Here is a 19,653-nt window from a genome sequence, read left to right as displayed (position 1 = left end):
TAGAAGCTAGAAGCTAGAAGCTAGAAGCTAGAAGCTAGAAGCTAGAAGCTAGAAGCTAGAAGCTAGAAGCTAGCCCCCCCCACTGTGGCCCTGAGCTTCTGCGGCCCTTTCCCACTCCCCCCCCATTCCCACCTTGACCGGCGTGGCGGGATCGGATTATCGTCAGTTCCATGAGCGGACAACTTTGCCTCCTACTGAATCTCGACCTCGGCCTTCTAGCGAACGGCCTGAGCGGATTCGTGGTGGACGCCTGACGGCGGTTGTCTCAATTTTCCATCGAATGAATTTGCCCGGGCCGCACTTGCCGCGACTCGGGTTTTTTTGTGCCCGAATGCATGTGCGGCGGGTGCGATTCCGGGGCTCCGAAGTTTATCTTCTTCCCTTTCCGAGATTGCAGTCCCATGTCTGACCAACCGACACCTGATGCCATGAACCAGTCCGCCGAAGCCCCGTCCTCTGAGAACGTGGCCACTCGCCAAATCCGAATTTTCGACACCACGCTGCGCGACGGCGAGCAATCGCCTGGTGCCAGCATGAACTTGGCGGAGAAACTCGAGGTCGCATCGGCTCTGGTCGATTTGGGTGTCGACATCATCGAAGCCGGTTTCCCAATCGCCTCCCCGGGTGACTTCGAATCGGTCCGGCAAATCGCCACCACGATTCGCGGGGCGACAATCTGCGGGTTGGCTCGTTGTGCCGAAAAGGACATCGATCGAGCCTGGGAAGCGTTGAAGACCGCCCCGCAAGCTCGCATTCACGTGTTCTTGGCCACCAGCGCCATCCACCGCGAATTCAAGTTGCGGATGACGCCCGACGAGATCGTCGAACGGGCGGTCGCCGGGGTTCGCCGTGCCGCTTCGCATTGCGATGACGTGGAGTTCTCACCCGAGGACGCCTGCCGGACCGAACACGATTTCCTGTGCCGCGTGGTCGAAGCCGCGATCGACGCGGGAGCCACCACGATCAACGTTCCTGACACGGTCGGCTACACCACACCCGGTGAGATTTACGATCGATTCAAAATGTTGCGGGACCGTGTTCCCAACATGGACAAAGCCGTCTTGAGCACGCACTGCCACGATGACTTGGGGATGGCGGTCGCCAATTCGCTGGCCGCAGTCGACGCGGGTGCCGGGCAGATCGAATGCACGATCAACGGCATTGGCGAGCGAGCCGGCAATGCGGCCCTCGAGGAATTGGTGATGGCAATGAAGACTCGCCAAGACTTCTATCACTGCCAAACCAACATCAATTCAAAACGCTTGGTCCCCGTCAGTCGATTGGTCAGCAAGACCACTGGCATCAACGTGCAACGCAACAAAGCGATCGTTGGTCGCAACGCGTTCGCACACGAATCCGGCATTCACCAAGACGGGATGTTGAAGGAACGCACCACGTACGAAATCATGTCGCCCGAAGAAGTCGGCTTCACCAAAACCGATTTGGTCCTCGGCAAACACAGCGGACGCGCGGCGTTGGCCGATCGTGCCAAACAATTGGGCATGACGTTGACCGGCGAACAGTTGCAAGAAGTCTTCGAGGCATTCAAAGAACTCGCCGACAAGAAGAAAGAGATCTACGACGGTGACATCGTCGCGTTGGTCCAACAAAAGATCAGCGAGACGGTTGCCCCAGAATGGACACTGGTCGATTACGAAGTCACCAGCGGCAAGAACCAAACGCCAAATGTGCGAGTCACGCTGCGACGCGACGAGCAGGACATCACCGAGCAAGTTGCACAGGGCGATGGACCGATTGATGCCGCGTTTTGGGCGGTCGAGAAGATCACCGGAATCCAAGTGGTCTGCAAAGACTTTCGCGTCCGCAGTGCCACGCTCGGTCGTGACGCGATCGGCGAAGTCAACTTGGAAGTCGAGCACGAGGGCAAGACTTATCGCGGCACCGGGGTGAGCACGGACAGTGTCGAGAGCACGATCTTGGCCATGCTCAACGCGATCAACCGCATCGTTGCTGGCATCGCATCGGATCCCGGCGAACTGCCTCAGCCCTGATCGCGGAGGCAGATCCGCCGCCCCACGATCAACGTTTAACGTCGCTCGCTGGGGCCCCCAGCGAGCCGAGCATGAGTCCAGCACAGTTGTCGCAGATGATGTTTGTAGCGCGCACGAAGTGCGAGCTGGAATGGATGCGACGCTGCTCGGCTTTCGGGAGCTGCTAGACGGAACAATTGGGGACAATTGTTTTACTCTGGAGCGGCATCACCCGTCGCTCGCTGGGGCCCCCAGCGTGCCGTGCATGAGTTCAGCACGGTGTCCACAGTGATGTTCGCAGCGCGGACGATTTGCGAGCTGGAATGGATGCGACGCTGCTCGGCTTTCGGGAGCCGCTAGACGGAACAATTGGGGACAATGGTTCTACTCTGGTGTCGCACTCATCCGTCGCACGCTGGGGCCCTCCAGCGAGCCGAGCGCACACTCACGGTGGGGACCACCGTGCTACAGGTTGGCTGATTGGAACTTGCGTGTTAGCGATCCAGATTATCGGGTCGTTTCTTCAGCCTCACCTCGACGGTCATCGGTTCGCCATCACGGGTCAGCTCAACGTTCAACAACGTTCCCTGCCCGAGATTCGCGATCAGACGCATCAGGTGACCAACGTCGCTGACTCGAACGCCATCGATTTTCAAAAGGATGTCGCCGATTTCCAATCCAGCAATGGCGGCAGGAGAATCTTCCCCCGTCACTCCGGAGATCAACGCGCCTCGGACACGCAGGTCATCGCCACGGTGCATAGAATCAGGAACTTCCGACAACAGCACTCCCAACCATCCTCGTTCGACCTTGCCCGTCTCACGAATGCGGTCGTAGATCTGGCGAGTCACGTTGCTGGGGATCGAAAAGCTGACGCCTTGATACGTGTCACCCACGATCGCGGTGTTGATACCGATCAAGCGTCCGCGGGCGTCGACGAGCGGTCCGCCACTGTTGCCCGGATTGACGGCCACATCACTTTGCATGAAGTCTTGATATCGAGCACTGGAACCATGCTGAACACCAGCCCGCACGACACGGTGCTTGCCACTCAAAATTCCAAACGTGATCGTACGATCCAGACCAAACGGACTGCCGACGGCCCACACGGGTGAACCGACACGCAAAGCATCGCTGTCCCCCCACGCAATTGGGATCAATCCGTCCGCGTCCACTTTCAAAACAGCCAAATCGGTGGGCATATCGCTGCCGACCAAAGCGGCGGGCAGCCGACGACCATCACTGAGCGTCACGCTGATCGCGATACCATCGGCAATCACGTGCCGGTTGGTCAGGATGTAGCCGTCTTTGTCGATCACCACACCGCTGCCTTGATCCGACAACGTGTAGCTATCTTCGCCGAGCAAACGTTGCAGATTGCGATCTTCTTCTGAAACCGAACGTTCCACATCGATGTGGACCACGGTGGGTCCGACCGCGGACGTGACCATTTCGTAAGCTCGGCTGAGCGAATCCAACGAAACATTGCGAAGACCTTCGACGCCGGTTTCGTTTTCCGCTCGCATTTCACCGCGGTGCCAGGCGTAGCGAATCTCTTCGACAATGTGTGGAACGCTGTAACGAGCCAGCAACAACATCAACGCCATCGTGGCCAGCAACGTCAGGCTTTGCAGGATCGGGTGAGGCTGCCCAGCATTCTGGTTGCGATCCGAATCCGAGCACCGGTCCGAAACAGGTGGCTTGGAGATCGGTGGCGGTGGTCCTTCTGGTTTTTCATCCTGACGCAAATTCGCCGACAGCAATTCACGACTGGCCGAGTCCGATCGACTCGAATTCAGAGCCTCATGGTCCTGCGTGTCACGGTTTTCCGAATCACCGTCTTCCGCGGATCCGAACCACTCCGTACCCATTCCATCTTTGGCCGCATTCAGCATGGCGGCCTCGGCGTCTTTGTCAGATGAAAAAACCGAGGGCACGGGGATGGGAGTGATCCCATCGAGCGACATCGGTTCGTCGGAGGGTTTGTCGGTTCGCATGGCCACATTTCCAAAAGGAAGACGCATTCAGCCGAAACCGAAAGCGAGGAGGTGCTGGTCCCCGTGGGAGAGATGCATTCAAGATGGAGATTGATTGTAGCGACCCGACGAAGCGAGACCGTAACAAATTTGCCTCCGCCCCGTTTACAGAGGGGTACGAGGAAGCAAACCAGGGCCGATCACAGCGATTTTCGCGGCTGAAAGGGCACATTTCCGCCCGGAGACGGTCGGGACAATCTTTTCGAAGGCATCCGTGTGTTTTCAAACCTAGACTTGCTGCGCGCGTTCGATGCGCGGTCAAACAAATTCGACCTAAAAAAGGTCCAAGAATTTGTTCTCGATTCGTGCATCCGTTGCTTTGCCGTTAGCCGGAGCAACCCTGCTGTCCCGAACGCGAAAACACCGACTTGCGACCATTGTGGAAAGATTCCACCGCATGGTCTTGTGGAATGTCCGATATCTAGGTGTGTCCCGGACACCGATTGCCTCCCAGCAAGGTTTGCCCAACGCAAACAAGTGGTTCCACGGACGACCAATTTAAAACCAAACCTTCCATGGAGATTCCCTATGAGCCGTTTCCTCGTTCCTGCCGTTTTGGCCTTGGCTGTCGTCGCTTGTAACGTTCAAGAAGCAAGTGCTTTCGGACACCTGAAGTCGTTGTTCGGCGGATGTGACAGTGGCTGCGACGTCGCTTGCGAACCAACTTGCGGTTGCGAGCCAATCTGCGAACCAGTTTGTGGTTGCGAAGTTGTCGAACCTTGCTGTGCACCAAAACAAGGCTTGCTTCAGCGTTTGTTCGCTAAGAAGCACGGTTGCGACGCTTGCTGCGAACCAGTTTGTGAGCCTGTCTGCGGATGTGAGCCAGTTTGCGAACCCGTTTGCGGTTGCGAAGTTGTCGACCCTTGCTGCGACAGCGCACCTTGCTGCGATCGTCCTGTAATGGGCCTGTTCAAGAAGTTGTTCAGCCGCAAGAACGCTTGCTGCGACAGCGGATGTGACATCGTTGAGCCAACTTGCGGTTGCGAGTACGTCGAGCCTTCCTGTGGCTTCGAAGCACCAGCTTGCGGTTGCGGACACTGAGCCGAAGAACCCAACACTGACTCAAATGACTCGGTTCGTGTACGAAGCCACAAACTGAGTCACCCTTGAGATTCCGATTGCCCTCGCGTTTGAAACTTCGGTTTTGAATGCGAGGGTTTTTCTATGCGCGGTCGCAAAAAAACAAAGACGCACACTTCCCCTGCGCACCGCTTGGTCATCCACCGAATCGGACCAACCAAACCGACGAGCGGTTCAGCTCTGACATTCCGGGCACCAATGCATTTTTCGCGATGCGACCGAGTCCACCGCGATGCTGCCTCCGCACTGCGGGCAATCCATTTTGCCGTAGATACGAAAACGCTCGTTGCCAGCCAACTCCTTCAATGGCTTGCCCGCTTCTTTCGCAGTGACGGTGATGATGCGGCCGTGTTTCAGCCCCAATTTCATCATCTTCACCAGCGATTTCCAAAGCCGCGTGAATTGGTCTGGTGAGAGTTTGTTGCCGGGGATGTGGGGATCCAATCCGGTCTCGAACAGGGCTTCGGCTCGAAAGATATTGCCCACACCAGCGACGATGGATTGATCCAGCAGCAAACCGCCGATGGGTTTGCCGCTTGCCGAAATCGCCGACCAAACCTCAGTCTTTTTGCCACCGCTGAGCGGGTCAGGACCCAGGGAATCACAAATCGATTTCTGGACCTCCGAATCAATCAAACGGCACTGACTCGGGCCACGAAGATCCAACGTATGCGTCGGGCTGATCGCTCGCAGGCGGACTTGCCCCTGCGGCGGTTCAGGTGGCGACGTTTGTTCGACATAGCTTCCGTAACGTCCCAAGTGAACGTGAACGATACGGTTCCCCTCAAACTCATAGAACAAGTGTTTGCCAGCAGCTCGCACTGATTCGAGCACACGACCGCTGACGGCGCGGGCTCCATCGCTGAACCGACCCTGCGGACTGGAGACATCCAACCGTTCCCCCGCGTAGCGCTGGTTGTGCTCGCGAGCTAGATAGTGAGTCTTGTGTCCTTCAGGCATGACAGGCTGACGAGGTGATTTGGGCGGGAGAGAACGCTGACGAACGACTTTAGCCAAGCGTCTAGCGGCCTGTTGATTCTGTCGCATCTCAAATGACAACGATCAGCCGGTCGGCGTTAGTAGCCAATGGGCGTCAGCTTCGGTTGGCATCCGGTTAACCGCCGCTAACGCGGTACGGCTGATCAAATCAACAGCTCACTTGCGGTCCACCCGACTCGCGAAGACCGGCCTCGCGAGGTGCCTTATAAGACAGCGAATGACTTTCGCTCAGGCTTCCTTGTAGACCACCTTGGAAGACCCTTCGACGATTCGGCCGATGGGAGAGCATTCGATTCCGGCCTTGGCAACTTGGCTGGCGACACTGGCGGCATAGTACTCGTTGACCACAACGGCCATGCCGATGCCCATGTTGAAGACACGTCGCATTTCCGAGGTTGCCACATCGCCGGTTTGTTGCAGCCACTGGAAAATTGGATTGGGAGTCCAAGCGTTCGGATCGATTTCTGCATTCACGCCCGGCGGCAAGATTCGGTCCAGGTTTTCCTCGATGCCACCGCCGGTGATGTGGGCGATCCCATGCAGGACTTGCTTGACTCGGTAATGCGACTGGATCGACCGGATTGCCGAAACATAAATTTTGGTCGGACGCAGGCAGACTTGTGCCAACGTTTCAGGTGTCTTCGTGTCTTGGTTCAGTTCGTCGATCACATCGCTCCATTGGTGCCCATGATCAGCAATGATTTTTCGAACCAGTGAGAAACCGTTGCTGTGCAATCCGGATGCTTGCAGTCCCAACACAACGTCACCGGGGGCGATCAGATGCCCATCGACCAATCGTTTACGTTCGACGACGCCCACCGCGAATCCGGCCAAGTCATAGTCGTCGGTGCCATACATGTCGGGCATGATCGCGGTTTCGCCACCGAGCAGTGCCAAGTCGCCATCGACGCAACCATCGCTGATGCCTTGAACGATGCGTTCCAAACGTGCGGGATCGTCTCGCCCCATTGCCACGTAATCGAGGAAGAACAGAGGCTCGGCACCGGTACAGATCAAATCGTTGACGCACATCGCGACCAGATCGATGCCAACCGTTTCGTGCTGGTTCATCGTCTGAGCGATTTTCAGCTTGGTCCCAACACCGTCGGTGCCGCTGACCAGAACCGGTTCTTCGTAGTTACGAGCGAACAATTTGCCGGGAAAATCCAAGCGAAACAGTCCGGCGAAACCACCGTCACTGGGCATGACGCGGGGGCTGAACGTACGGTGCATCAGCCGAGGCAAGCGGCTCATCGATTCAGCGTAGACATCCAGATCGACGCCGGCGTCTTTGTAGGTCGAAGCCATGAACGAGAAATTTGACGGGGAGGACGGGCTTGGAAACGCCCAATCATGACCGGCGAACCTCGAAATGACGAGACCGGGCCCCGAAATGGCGTGTCTCGATCGGATTCCTGCCTGATTTTCGGATTTCTCTGCACGGATTTGCTTCCCCGACGTCACTAACAAGGGTGGAGGCCATCCTAATCGCGATGTCTTTCGACGAAATCGATTGTTTTTTTGACTGCTACTGCCGCTCTGCCGGCTCGCTTTTTTTCACCGGAATTGTCCGATGCGTTTGACCCTTCGAACCTTGCTGGCCTACCTCGACGACATGCTCGACGACCAAGATGCGAAGTTATTGAAGCAAAAGATTGACGAAAGCAGCTACGCCACCTCACTGGTCGCTCGAATCCAATCCGCAATGGATCACCCTAGTTTGGGGGCCTTGTCACCAGATGCGGTCGGCCCGTTGGAAAATGCCAACGTCATCAGCGAGTACCTGGACAGCACCCTGTCGGCAGAACAAATCGCGGAGGTCGAACGAGTTTGCTTGGAATCCGACACGACGTTGGCCGAGGCCGCGGCGTGCCACCAAATTCTGACGATGGTGCTGGGCCAACCCGCACGAGTTGGCGATGGATTGAAGGAGCGGATTTATGCGTTGCCCTCCAGCGAAGCGCTTCGCAACATGGAACAACAAATTGAGCGAGCCCCCGACGCGAGTCCATCCAAAACGATCGCAAGTGCGGAAACGGCTTCTTATTCTTCGTTGGACATCCCCGGCGATGAGAAGGGTGCGACGGAAGTCCCCGGCGAAGTGGCTTCCGTCGATGCGGTCACCATCGGACAAGACGACACGCATTCAGGACAACCAATCTCTCCGGTCGGCCCGAGCGATTCCGGTGTGGCCGATGCCCCAACCCGACTCCGAAACCCGGTGGGGCATTCTGCGACGCCATCCTCGTCGCGATCCGAAGCTGAATTGGTTGCTCGGACCACACGAGCGATGATGCGCGAGGATGGCTATGGCGGCATGGTGCGTCCTTCACGAATCACACCTTGGTTGGTTTCGTTAGCTTTGGTTGCCGTCCTGCTCTTTGCACTCGGCAAAATCTTCGCCCCGCTGAGCGACCGTCGCATGGCGGAGCAAGACAAGTTGAACGACGAGACGGTCAACAACACCGAAGTGGACGCCACACCCACTGCTCCAACGCCCGGAACTAAAACCCAACAGTCCACCTCGCCGACCATTTCAGAATCGACAACTCCGAAACCGAGTACGACAAAAGAACCCTATGCAGGTTCTGACAGCACCGACACAGCAGCCTCATCCGATCAAGGCACCTCGCCCAGCGATGCTCCCATCACGGCAATGGACACTCCGGCAACTGACACTCCGGCAGCGACTGACCCCAAGCCCGAGCCCGAGCCCAAAGCAGAACCCGCCGCCCCAGGTTCAAACGAGACATCATCAACTGGAGAAGATGTGGCCGACGCTGCAATCGCGGATATGCCGGAAGCGGTCGATGCGGCACCACCGATTCCACCTGGCATGACACCACCTGAGACCACGCCGACCGATTCGGTCGCAGCCGCCGATGAGATCAGTCAGCCAGAAACACCGACCTCTGAAAGCGTTGCCGATGGAACGCAGGTGGCTTACTTGGTGAACGAGCAATCGGTCGTGTTGGCTCAAGACACGTTCGCCAACTCGACCGAATCCGATGATGAAACCGCTTCGGTCAATACCGCCGGTTGGCGTCGCTTGTGGCCCGCCAAGAACAAGGCCGCCGATGAAAGCGAGGAAGAAAAAGCAGACGCTCCAGCGGACGACCGCCTGCGATTTGTATCGGCCGGCCAAACCATCCTGGCCCCATCGTTGTACCGCCCGATCCTGGCGGGTGATCAAGGTCTCGAATGGACACTCGCCGGACCGACACGATTGTCGATCTCGCAAATGACAACTGCGCAGCCCGCCGCATCGGAAGAAGCGGCCGCAATCGAAGAGGTGGACGAGGACGCGGCTCCTGCAGCACCTGAGCTTGCGAAAACCATCACTCGATTGCATGACGGCCGATTGCTGTTGGCATCGACGCAAGAAAACGTGACGGCGGTTTGGGAATTGGGACCTCGCACAATCGAGATGACCATGCCCGAATCTCAAACGGTTTTGGCAATTGAAGTGACTCACTTTCGACCGTTGGGAATGGACCCACGTGTGCCCGCTAACCGAATGCCTGTTTACCGAGTTATCGCAGTCCAAGGCACCGTCGAACTGAAGGAGCAGCCACTCGAAGAGGACGACGCCGAGGCCGGTCCCGAGACGGTGACGCTTGCGTCCGGACAACAATGGCAAGGACGTGGCAAGTCGGCCGCTGAGGTGAGCGATGTGGAACGATTGCCAAATTGGATCGATCCACCCGAAAAAGCTGACTTGTTGGTCACTTCTGCCCGCGAAGGACTGTTGGAATTCGTCAGCCGTGATGGTTCGTTCGATGACAAAGAACTCGAGAAAGAACTTCGTGAAGCGATGGCGTTTCGACGCGTCGAAGTATCAGCCTTGGCCGCACAAACACTGCTGCTGATCGGTCGAGCGGATGTGTACTTCGGCGCGACAGGGATCCTCAGCACGCCGCGGCACCGGTTGTACTTCACCGAGCACTTTCGACAACTTCGCCAACACATGGCATCGGATGCTCGGGCGGCCAAAGCAATCGACGACGCCATTCAACAAGCCGAACAAGCGGACGATGAAACCTTGTTTGAACTGCTGGTTGGTTACAACAACGACCAACTCGAAGCGGGTGCGGATGCGAAGCTGATCGAATATCTGAATTCGAGCTCGATGTCGGTCCGAGTTCTGGCAATTGAAAACTTGCGAGACATCGTGGGTGAAACGCTGGGGTATCGTCCCGACCAAGAAAATGTGGCTCGTCGAAACAGCGACATCAAAAAGTGGCAAGCCCGATTACGCCGAGGCGACATCCGGTACTCCGCCGAAAAGTGATGCCCTTGAAATCAGGTCACGAAGGTTCAAACCCGGCGTGCTTCGGCCGGGTCGACACCCGTGGAAGACTGCACCGACCAAATTCGCGAGTGCACGATCGATGCCTCGCGTCTGGGGGAACATGACCGCCAAATTTGTGTCGCGCCAGTGTCGTGGATAAGATGCTTCGCCACCCATCCTTCCATCCCCACCCTCCTAATCGAGATCCCCAACATGATGTCTCTTTCCCTTTGTCATCGCCGCGTCGCTTTCATGGCGATTGCTGCTTCCATGATGTCGCTAATGCCTTGCTCCGGAGCGATTGCCCAAACGCCATCGACCATCGGCAAAGTTGAACGTCTGGATGATTCGCTGGATCAATACGTCGCAAAGGGAACCAAGATCGAAGTGCTTGCCGCCGGTTTCACTTGGACCGAAGGCCCCGTTTGGGTTCCCTCAAAAGAGGACGGTGGTGAAGGTTCCTTGTTGTTCAGCGACATTCCTCGCAACAGCATCTTTCGTTGGAGTGAGAGCGAGGGCGTTGAGTTGTTCTTGCAACCCAGCGGTTACACCGGCAACACGTACTATGGTTTGGAACCCGGCAGCAATGGTTTGATGCTGGATGCAAAAGGTCGCTTGGTGATGTGCGAACACGGTGACCGCCGCGTGTCGGTCCTGACCGTCGACGGTGGCAAACGAACGATTGTCGACAACTATCAAGGCAAACGGCTCAACAGCCCCAACGATCTGGTGTTCGACAAAGCCGGCAACTTGTACTTCACCGACCCGCCTTATGGTTTGCCCGAGCGCGCGGAAGACAAGCGACGTGAACTCGATTTCTGTGGTGTGTACCGTGTCACCAAAACAGGCGACATAACACTTCTGACGGATTCAATCGCTCGCCCCAACGGCATCGGATTGTCACCCGATGAGTCGACGTTGTATGTCGCGCAGAGCGATCCTCAAGAGCCGATTTGGATGGCGTTCCCGCTGAAGTCAAACGGAACGCTGGGCCAGCGCCGTGTGCTTGGCAACGCGAGCGACGCGATGAAGGAGTTCCCCGGTCTTCCTGATGGGATGGCGATTCACAGTGACGGAACTTTGTTCGCCAGTGGACCAGGTGGCATTTACGTGATGACTTCGGAAGGCAAATTGCTGGGACGAATCATCACCGGCGGACGCACCAGCAATTGCACTTTCGACAGCGACGAAAATTGGCTGTACATGACCGCCGACGACAAGCTCTGCCGAATTCGCATTTCACACTGAGCGAATCACGACAGCGATCAAGAACTCAGGGCCAATCTTCGCTCACCTAATTCATCAGGATTTCATCTGCGAGCGGAGATTCCCGTCGTGCAAATGCGGAAAGAGGTTGGCGGCGAGGCCATTCGCCACTCCGCCAACGTGGCCATCGCTCCCCCCGGAAAATCGAAACATCCGGCCACGTCGACACGCTCGGAACCGCGTTTTCTCCTGCCCCTAGAGGAGTTCGGTCCGGTTCCCATCCTGCTTGGATTAAGATGAGAGGCGGTCGACACCATGCTCAATGCCGGTGGGTACATCGCTAGAACCCAATCGTTCTATCTTTACTGGCCCAGAACGCGTTGCCGTTTGCAGGACGCAATGAGTCGGTGATTCCACCTGGCGGCATTCAGCAGCGATTGGTGTCTGACCACTCCCCGGTTTGCTTTTTCGGCCGGCAGATGGGTCCAATCTTTTCTTCGATTCCCGAGCGTCTTCATGAAATCACTCGTTCTGCCCTTCAAGTGGCTGCCCTCCAGAGGGTTTTCAAAAGGGTTACTGTTCGCGGGATTCTTCGCGTGTCTATCGGCGATGACGGTTCCGGCCGTGAATGCCGCCGGTCCTGCGGTCCCGCCTCAGGTGGCGATGATCAACGACTCGATTGAACAGGTCTGGCGAGATTTCTCGATCCGTCCTGCCGCGGAAGCTGACGACGCGACTTGGTGCCGCAGAGTGTATTTGGATGTCATCGGGCGAATTCCATCGCTCGAAGAATTGTCCGAATTCATGAGCGATCGCGATTCGAACAAACGAGCCAACTTGGTCGATCGATTACTCAATGACGATCGCTACACCGAAGAGTATGCCAATCATTGGTCCACCGTTTGGACGAACCTATTGATTGGCCGCAGTGGTGGCACGGACCGTCGAGATTTGACGAATCGAACCGGTATGCAGAAGTATCTTCGCGACAGCTTTGCGGGAAACAAAACTTATGACCAAATGACTTATGAATTAGTCACGGCCGAAGGGTCCACGACACCGGGCAACGCCAACTTCAACGGCGCGGTCAACTTCTTGGTCGACAAAGTCAACGCGGAAAAAGGTACGCTCGCAACCAGCAGCGTTTCGCGAATTTTCTTGGGCCAACAAGTCCAGTGCACACAGTGCCACAACCACCCGTTCAACCAGTGGAAACAACAGAAGTTTTGGGAGTTCAACGCGTTCTTCCGCCAAACCCGTGCTCTACGCCGGTTCGTTGATGGAACGCAGGACATCGAGTCCGCTGAATTGGTCAGCCAAGACTTTGCCGGGGAAGCCAACGATCCCGAAGACGCGCTGGTGTTTTACGAACTGCGAAACGGCCTTCAAAAGGTCGCGTACCCAGTCTTCACAGACGGCACCGAAATCGAAAAGAGTGGCTTTGTCGAAGACGTCAATCGCCGAGAAGAACTCGGACGCTTGATGCTGCAAAGCGAGTACTTGGACAAAATGATCGTCAACCGAATGTGGTCGATGTTCCTCGGCTACGGATTCACTCGTCCGATCGATGACCTGGGTCCACACAACCCATCATCGCATCCTGAGTTGCTGGAAAACCTGGGCAAGGAATTCCGAGCGAATAGTTATGACTTGAAGAAGCTGATCACCTGGATCACGCTCAGTCGTCCCTATCAATTGGCATCGACGCTGAGTGCCAGCAACGAGATCGACGATCCAACGATCGGTGAGTCACCCAAATTTTCGCGGTTCTATTTGCGTCAGATGAGCGCTGAACAACTCTACGCGTCGATGGTCACCGCCAGCAACGCTCAATCCAAGGGCAGCTACGAACAACAAGAAGCCGAACGTCGCCGTTGGTTGTCACAGTTCGTTGTCGCTTTTGGAAACGACGAAGGAACCGAAACAACCACCTTCAATGGATCGATTCCACAAGCGTTGATGTTGTTCAACGGTGATCTCACCAAGAACGCGATCAGCCTCGAAGCGGGATCGTTCCTTGATCAACTCAGTCAAACCGGTCGTTCGCCGAAAGATCGTGTGACGCGATTGTTCCTCAGCGGTTTGGCACGTCGTCCGACCAAGAACGAAGTGTCGATCGCCAGCAAACTGTTGGTCGCTCGCAAAGGCGATGAGCCTGAGATGTTGCAAGACATGTGGTGGGCGATTCTGAACAGCAACGAATTCATCATGCAGCACTGACGCCGCATCGAATCGACCTCGAGACCCGCTACCTCAGCGAGTCTTCTATTCAAAACAAATTCGCGGTGGCTCGTCCATCGCCTCCAACCGACCACCTTTTCTTTCCCGGAGTTCACCATGGATCTTTCCACACCAAACGGCATGACGCGTCGTCACTTCATGAGCCACTTGGCTGGGTCATCTGCCGCAGCTGCTGCCGCGTGGACTCTGGGTGGCAACATCGCCGCGCAAGCCGATGAGATGCGACGCAATCGCAAGTCCGCGATTTTGCTTTGGATGGGTGGCGGTCCAGCAACGATCGACATTTGGGATTTGAAACCCGGTGCTCCGACCGGCGGCCCATTCCGTCCGATCTCAACGACCGGTAACGCTCAGATCTGTGAGCACATGCCGATGGTCGCTCAACAAATGAAGCATCTGTCAGTCGTTCGCAGCATGTCGACTCGCGAAGCCGACCACAGTCGCGGCAGCTACTACATGCACACGGGCTACGTTCCCAATCCCAACATCGAACACCCAAGCTACGGCAGCGTGATCGCTCACGAGTTGATTGATCAACGACCCGAGTTGGAGATCCCTCCATTCGTTTCGGTTGGTGGTGCGGGTGCCGGACCTGGTTTCCTGGGGATGGCTTGGTCGCCTTTCTCCGTCACCAGCAACGGTCGTGTTCGCAACTTGAAAATGAACCTGGACGATCAACGTCTGCTGCAACGCATGGCGGCACTGAACATGATCGAAAGTGGGTTTGCCAAGCGGACCCGTGACACGCCCGCTGCTGAACACGCGAAAGTGCTGGGGAAAACGCTGGACCTGATGACCAGTGAGCAGATGGAAGCGTTTCGCGTCGAGAAAGAACCCGATGAAGTCAAAGAACGCTACGGCACCGACAACTTTGGCCAAGGATGCTTGCTGGCCCGTCGTTTGGTCGAAGCCGGAGTGCCGTTCATCGAAGTCGACCTGGGCGGCTGGGACATGCACAACAACATTCACGCGACTCTCAAAGACACCAAGTTGCCAAATTTGGACCGCGCCATGAGTGCTCTGGTCGAGGATTTGGCCCAGCGAGAATTGCTGCAGGACACCGTAGTGATGTGGATGGGTGAATTCGGCCGGACACCTCGAATCAACGCCAACGCCGGTCGAGATCACTTCGCCCGGGCGTGGTCTTGCGTGGTCGGCGGAGCGGGAATCAAGGGCGGTTTGGCCGTCGGAGAGACCAATTCCGACGGAACTGCGGTTGAGACGGAACCCTATAGCAGCGAAGATCTGATGACGACGGTCTGCAAAGGCTTGGGAATTTCAACCGAAACCACCTTCACCAGTAACAACGGACGACCGATGAAAATTGCTGGCGGCGGAAAGCTCATTCGTGAATTGGTGGCCTGAGACCCAGGCCAATGGATGTGTGAGTGAACTTTCACCAGCTGAATTAGTTGTCCGCCACCAAGATGGAATTTGGCGGTATTTGCGACTGCTCGGATGTGACGCCGCCACGGCGGACGATTTGACGCAGGAGACGTTTCTGCGTGTACTTCGACGAGACAACTTCGTTCAACATTCAGACGAAGCCACCTCAGAATACCTGCGACGGACGGCCTACAACCTCCTCGTTTCCTATCACCGAAAGTTTGGACGGATCCACCTTTCTGATTCACCTGAGTTGCTGGACGAGAGTTGGCAACGTTGGGCGGGCAAGGATTTGACGGGCAATGAAACCGTCGAAGCCCTCCGAGAATGCATGGAGAGCCTGACCGAACGTGCTCGTGACGCCTTGGCGATGCGTTTCGTTCACAACACACCGCGAGTGAAAATCGGGGAAAACCTCGGCATCTCCGACCACGGAGCCCGAAACCTGATGCAGCGAGCGAAAGCACAACTTCGAGATTGCGTGGAAGAAAAACTCCGCGCTATAACCCAACCGTCATGAATACCAATCCATCTCCCGCTGAACCACACAACGAAGGACCTGAGAACCAGGGCCCCGATTCGTTGCGTGACGATGCCATGTTGGACCTGCTGCTGCAGGAAGCACTCGGTGGTCCAACACCTCCCGATCAAACCGGACTCATTCTGCAACGACTGGCAGATAAAGAAGAAGGCTCACATACGAAACGCACGGGGTCCAAAACCGGTTCCGTCAGCGAGACTTCGCGATCATCGAAGTACACCTCCAAGCTATCAATCGTCACGCTTCTGATCGGAACCGCCGCCGCGTTGTTGCTGAGCGTCGGAATCGCCTTGGGATTGAAATATCGATCCGACTTGGCTTTGCAAGCTCGAGCCGACGAAGCCGCCCAGAATGCGCCCTCGGTTCCTGGACCGACTGCGATCGTTGAGAACGAGGGCAATGACGCCTCGCCACAACCCAAATCGACTCCGAGACAACGTCCTCAACCAATTGAATTGGCTGGCAATCCATCGAACAACAACGCTGACGAACTTGGCTCGTCGACTAACGCTTCGCCGGAAACCCTGGATCAACTGACGATCCCACGCGATCGTAATTCAGGTTCACCTGCACCGATCACCCTGGTTTCCAAGACGGTTGATTCACGTTGGCAATCGCACTGGAAGCGACTTGGTATCAATCCCACGCCATCGCGTGACAAGGATTCCATCCGGCGAGAGCTATCCGATCGATTGGGAATCGAGGTTCCTGTCGAGGCAATCGGCGACTCCGCAGCGATTCAAGTTGCCCTCCAAAAACCATCCAACCGTCAAGCGATCTCCAACCGTCTGCTTGCGTCGTTCCTTGGTAAGAGCTCACAAAACGAAAACGCCACCAAATCACTCAGCGAAGTGTTGAGATCGGGAACGGGCGCGGACCGGTTGATCGCATCGTGGATGCGTCCTTCGCAAACGACGCCAAAGGCTGGCGATCAAGCATCCGCCTCCAAGACACCCGCTGCGACGCCTTGGATTCGCATGCTGCAACCTGCGGACTTGCACGAAGTCACCGTCAAGACAGCCGCATTGACGAATCACCAAGACTTACGTTGTCAACGTTGCCACGATGTTCCCAACGCGGGTGATGAGGTTCCCTCTCAAGCCGATTACTGGAGCGTTGCTGCTGGTTTGGCACCGCTGTTGAATCCTTCGCGTGCTGGGAAAGATTTGTTTTACGACACGTTGGATGGTCGCCGGCAATTGGCCAGCCCTCCCACCGAAGAACAATCACAGGCCTGGTCTGAGGGCTTGATCGGTTCGCGTGATCTAGCGGAAGGCATTGTGTCCACGTTGTTCACGATGGTCCATGATTCGCCGTCAACGACCAGCCCGTTTGATCTGTCGGTTGCGTCGGCAGCTTCTGTTCCGCCCGAGACGCTACGTCCATTGGTCGATGATTTGATCGCCAGTGATTTTGACGTTCTGCGTTGCCTATCGATCCTGCTGTCCGATGCCGTGATGACTCGCTCGGTACCTGAGGCGATGTCGGCTCAGGGCATCTTGGTCGCTGATGATGAGCAGTGGTCCAACGCCGTTGCCGCGGTCCACGCGATGGCCGCTCGATCGCCGTTCCGCCGGCCTGAATCCGCCCAACGTCGCTTGCAGGTCGCCCAACTGGACGCCAAACCAAATTGGCCCGCCGGCAGCGGTCGAGATGCATTGCTGGCTCAACCACTCGGCAGTGAAATGACCACCGACGGGTCGCCTTCCGACTCGGGTGACCGCCGTCCCGACAAGAACCGGGATCGCAAAACCGTTGTGGCTTCGACCGGCTATCCAATGCGTTCGTCGATGATCGTTCCGGCGTGGATTTCGCGGTTGCCGGACTTCGACAGCCGATTGGACCACGTCGCTCATCTGGCGGGTCAATTGAAACTCAACACCGCCCAGCGTGAATTGGCCCACCAAGCTCTCGCGTCTGGCGACGATGAGGCGTTGATCTTCGAACGCTTATGGTGGATCATCCGGCCCAACAGTTGATTGTTTGTGGCCCGTGAATGGATCCGAATGTTTTGAAGACTCACCCAGCGTTCGGACAAATTCACGTTTCAGATTGCATCGATGGCATGGCTGAATTGCCCGCCGGCTGCATCGATCTTGCGTTCGCCGACCCGCCGTTCAACATCGGCTACACCTACGACGTCTACGACGACTCGTTGGAATCCGATGAATACATCCAGTGGTCCGAGAGCTGGATTCGCGGCGTGCACCGCGTGCTGGCCGATGACGGAGCTTTCTGGTTGGCAATCGGCGACGAGTACGCCGCTGAACTAAAGGTGCTCGCACAGCAGATCGGCTTTCAGTGCCGAAGCTGGGTCATCTGGTACTACACCTTTGGCGTGCACTGCAAATACAAGTTCACGCGATCTCACGCTCACCTGTTTCATTTCGTCAAAGACGAAAAACACTTCAAGTTCAACGCAGACGATCCATCCGTGCGGGTGCCTTCGGCTCGGCAGTTGGTCTACAACGACCGCCGCGCCAACAGCAAAGGCCGGATGCCTGATGACACTTGGATCCTGCGTCCTCAGGATCTGCCCTACGGCTTCACGGCCGACGAAGACATCTGGTACTTCCCCCGAGTCGCAGGCACGTTCAAAGAGCGTGCTGGATTCCACGGCTGCCAAATGCCCGAACAATTGCTCGGCCGCATCATTCGGGCCTGCAGTGATCCCGGTGACAAAGTGCTGGATCCCTTCAGCGGAAGTGCCACCACGGTCGCCGTTGCCAAAAAGCTCGGTCGCGAATTCATCAGCTTTGAGATGAGCGAAGAATACGTTTCCCTCGGAACCGAACGTCTCGAACAAATTCGCGTTGGCGACCCGCTCACTGGTGCCGCAGACCCGCTTCGCAGTGCCCCCGCCACCAACGGAAAGAAGAACGAATCCAAGGCGGAAAAGCTGGCTCGCGAGGAGGAAGAACGACAACGCTGGGCAACCCAACAGGTCGGACCTCAGTTGGAATTCCAGTTTGAAACCATGCGTGCCATGACGGATGGCGAACTGATCAACGCCTTTCGCGAAATTCATGATGGCCACTCCGTCGATCGGGTGCTGCTCGATCCGGTCCTCAGTGATCGTCTGGAATCCGCCTGTCGCCGAATCTCCGAACGCGAGCCCGCTTCGTCCCGACGCCAGCGACTGATCGAACTTCGCGCGTCTGGTGCGTTGACCGCGGAAGGCATTCACACCGAGCGTCCCACGACGATCCCAACGACCACACTGGAACGGTTCAGCTATGCCGCTGAATTGGCGTGGGCGATCCTGGTGCAACGTTATCCCGAACACAGCTTGGACGATATTTTCACCGATCCGAAGTTGCTGGAAGAGTTCGATCGCGAAGCGTTGCTGCATGCGGCGGATGCCGATCCTTTGACTCTTCGTTGGTGTGCGACCCAGCTACGATCGTGGGCGACCACTGCCCGAGAGCACCAACCCGGCGCGGACGAACCCGAGCCATCGACCCCAAAGTTCTCAGCCGCAAAAAACTGGACGACCACATCTGGGCCGACTTCGAAAAGCGGCTCCGCCAAAGGTGGCTTGTACCAGGTGCTCGCCCAAGACGGTTCCGTGTTGTTCGTGGGCGAAACTTCCGACTTCACCGTTCGTTTTGGCGACCACCTCGCCAGCGAATCGGCAGCACGCTTTTGGCGAAACGAGGCCGGCGGCCAACCCAAAATCCGCACTGCGTCGATCCAGGACGCAACCGGCCCCGAACGACGCCTCGCGATGTGCCAATGGCTGCAAGAGAACCCAGCTGCATCACGGAACCTCGTTTCCCTATGGAGCACCGACATTCCACTGGGCGCAAGCACCCCTTCTTAAAACAGACGCTCGGAATGAGCATCCCGAGAAACTACAATAGCTGGAACTGAATATAGATC

General features: G+C 56.7%; 11 protein-coding genes. 8 read left to right on the top strand and 3 right to left on the bottom strand.

Translation table 11 applies throughout. The annotated features are described in order from the left end of the window. Positions 1 to 401: 401 nt before the first annotated feature. A complete protein-coding gene (locus RB_RS26565; RefSeq protein ID WP_164922561.1) occupies positions 402 to 2,012 on the top strand; it encodes a 2-isopropylmalate synthase in 1,611 nt (536 codons plus the stop codon). Between the two features lie 473 nt (positions 2,013 to 2,485). Here RB_RS26565 and RB_RS26560 read toward each other — a convergent pair whose 3' ends face one another. The 3 genes from RB_RS26560 to purM form a co-directional block, all read right to left on the bottom strand. After that, positions 2,486 to 4,015 (bottom strand): S1C family serine protease, encoded by a 1,530-nt coding sequence (locus RB_RS26560; RefSeq protein WP_011123891.1) that lies wholly within the window; start codon positions 4,013 to 4,015, stop codon positions 2,486 to 2,488. Positions 4,016 to 5,281: 1,266 nt separating this feature from the next. After that, positions 5,282 to 6,067 carry an Fpg/Nei family DNA glycosylase gene (locus RB_RS26550; protein WP_164922560.1) on the bottom strand — a complete coding sequence of 262 codons (786 nt, stop codon included), beginning with the start codon at positions 6,065 to 6,067 and terminating at the stop codon, positions 5,282 to 5,284. Between the two features lie 267 nt (positions 6,068 to 6,334). Next, positions 6,335 to 7,414, bottom strand: a complete 1,080-nt coding sequence (gene purM, locus RB_RS26540) for a phosphoribosylformylglycinamidine cyclo-ligase (protein ID WP_164922559.1) — start codon at positions 7,412 to 7,414, stop codon at positions 6,335 to 6,337. 265 nt (positions 7,415 to 7,679) lie between these two features. Here purM and RB_RS26535 point away from each other — a divergent pair, with 265 nt between their 5' ends. The 7 genes from RB_RS26535 (at position 7,680) to RB_RS26505 (ending at position 19,594) form a co-directional block, all read left to right on the top strand. Then, positions 7,680 to 10,397 carry a hypothetical protein gene (locus RB_RS26535; RefSeq protein ID WP_011123883.1) on the top strand — a complete coding sequence of 906 codons (2,718 nt, stop codon included), beginning with the start codon at positions 7,680 to 7,682 and terminating at the stop codon, positions 10,395 to 10,397. A gap of 213 nt (positions 10,398 to 10,610) precedes the next feature. Next, complete coding sequence (locus tag RB_RS26530; protein WP_164922558.1) at positions 10,611 to 11,645, top strand: SMP-30/gluconolactonase/LRE family protein; 1,035 nt, start codon at positions 10,611 to 10,613, stop codon at positions 11,643 to 11,645. A 567-nt stretch (positions 11,646 to 12,212) separates the two neighbouring features. Further along, complete coding sequence (locus RB_RS26525; RefSeq protein ID WP_164923058.1) at positions 12,213 to 13,823, top strand: DUF1549 domain-containing protein; 1,611 nt, start codon at positions 12,213 to 12,215, stop codon at positions 13,821 to 13,823. Positions 13,824 to 13,940: 117 nt separating this feature from the next. Then, the gene (locus RB_RS26520; RefSeq protein ID WP_007340206.1) at positions 13,941 to 15,209 is read left to right on the top strand and encodes a DUF1501 domain-containing protein; all 1,269 of its coding nucleotides are present in this window, start codon (positions 13,941 to 13,943) and stop codon (positions 15,207 to 15,209) included. A 19-nt stretch (positions 15,210 to 15,228) separates the two neighbouring features. Next, the gene (locus RB_RS26515; RefSeq protein WP_007328193.1) at positions 15,229 to 15,750 is read left to right on the top strand and encodes an RNA polymerase sigma factor; all 522 of its coding nucleotides are present in this window, start codon (positions 15,229 to 15,231) and stop codon (positions 15,748 to 15,750) included. Continuing rightward, entirely contained in the window at positions 15,747 to 17,750 is a 2,004-nt protein-coding gene (locus tag RB_RS26510; RefSeq protein ID WP_164922557.1) for a hypothetical protein, read from the top strand. The genes RB_RS26515 and RB_RS26510 overlap by 4 nt, the downstream gene beginning before the upstream one ends. A 32-nt stretch (positions 17,751 to 17,782) precedes the next feature. Then, positions 17,783 to 19,594 carry a DNA methyltransferase gene (locus tag RB_RS26505; RefSeq protein WP_231846010.1) on the top strand — a complete coding sequence of 604 codons (1,812 nt, stop codon included), beginning with the start codon at positions 17,783 to 17,785 and terminating at the stop codon, positions 19,592 to 19,594. Positions 19,595 to 19,653 lie beyond the last annotated feature (59 nt).

This window comes from Rhodopirellula baltica SH 1, assembly GCF_000196115.1.
Classification (GTDB): Bacteria; Planctomycetota; Planctomycetia; order Pirellulales; family Pirellulaceae; genus Rhodopirellula; species Rhodopirellula baltica.
The sequence above is the reverse complement of the archived record's forward strand: the minus strand, read 5'-3'. Positions and strand labels throughout refer to the sequence as shown.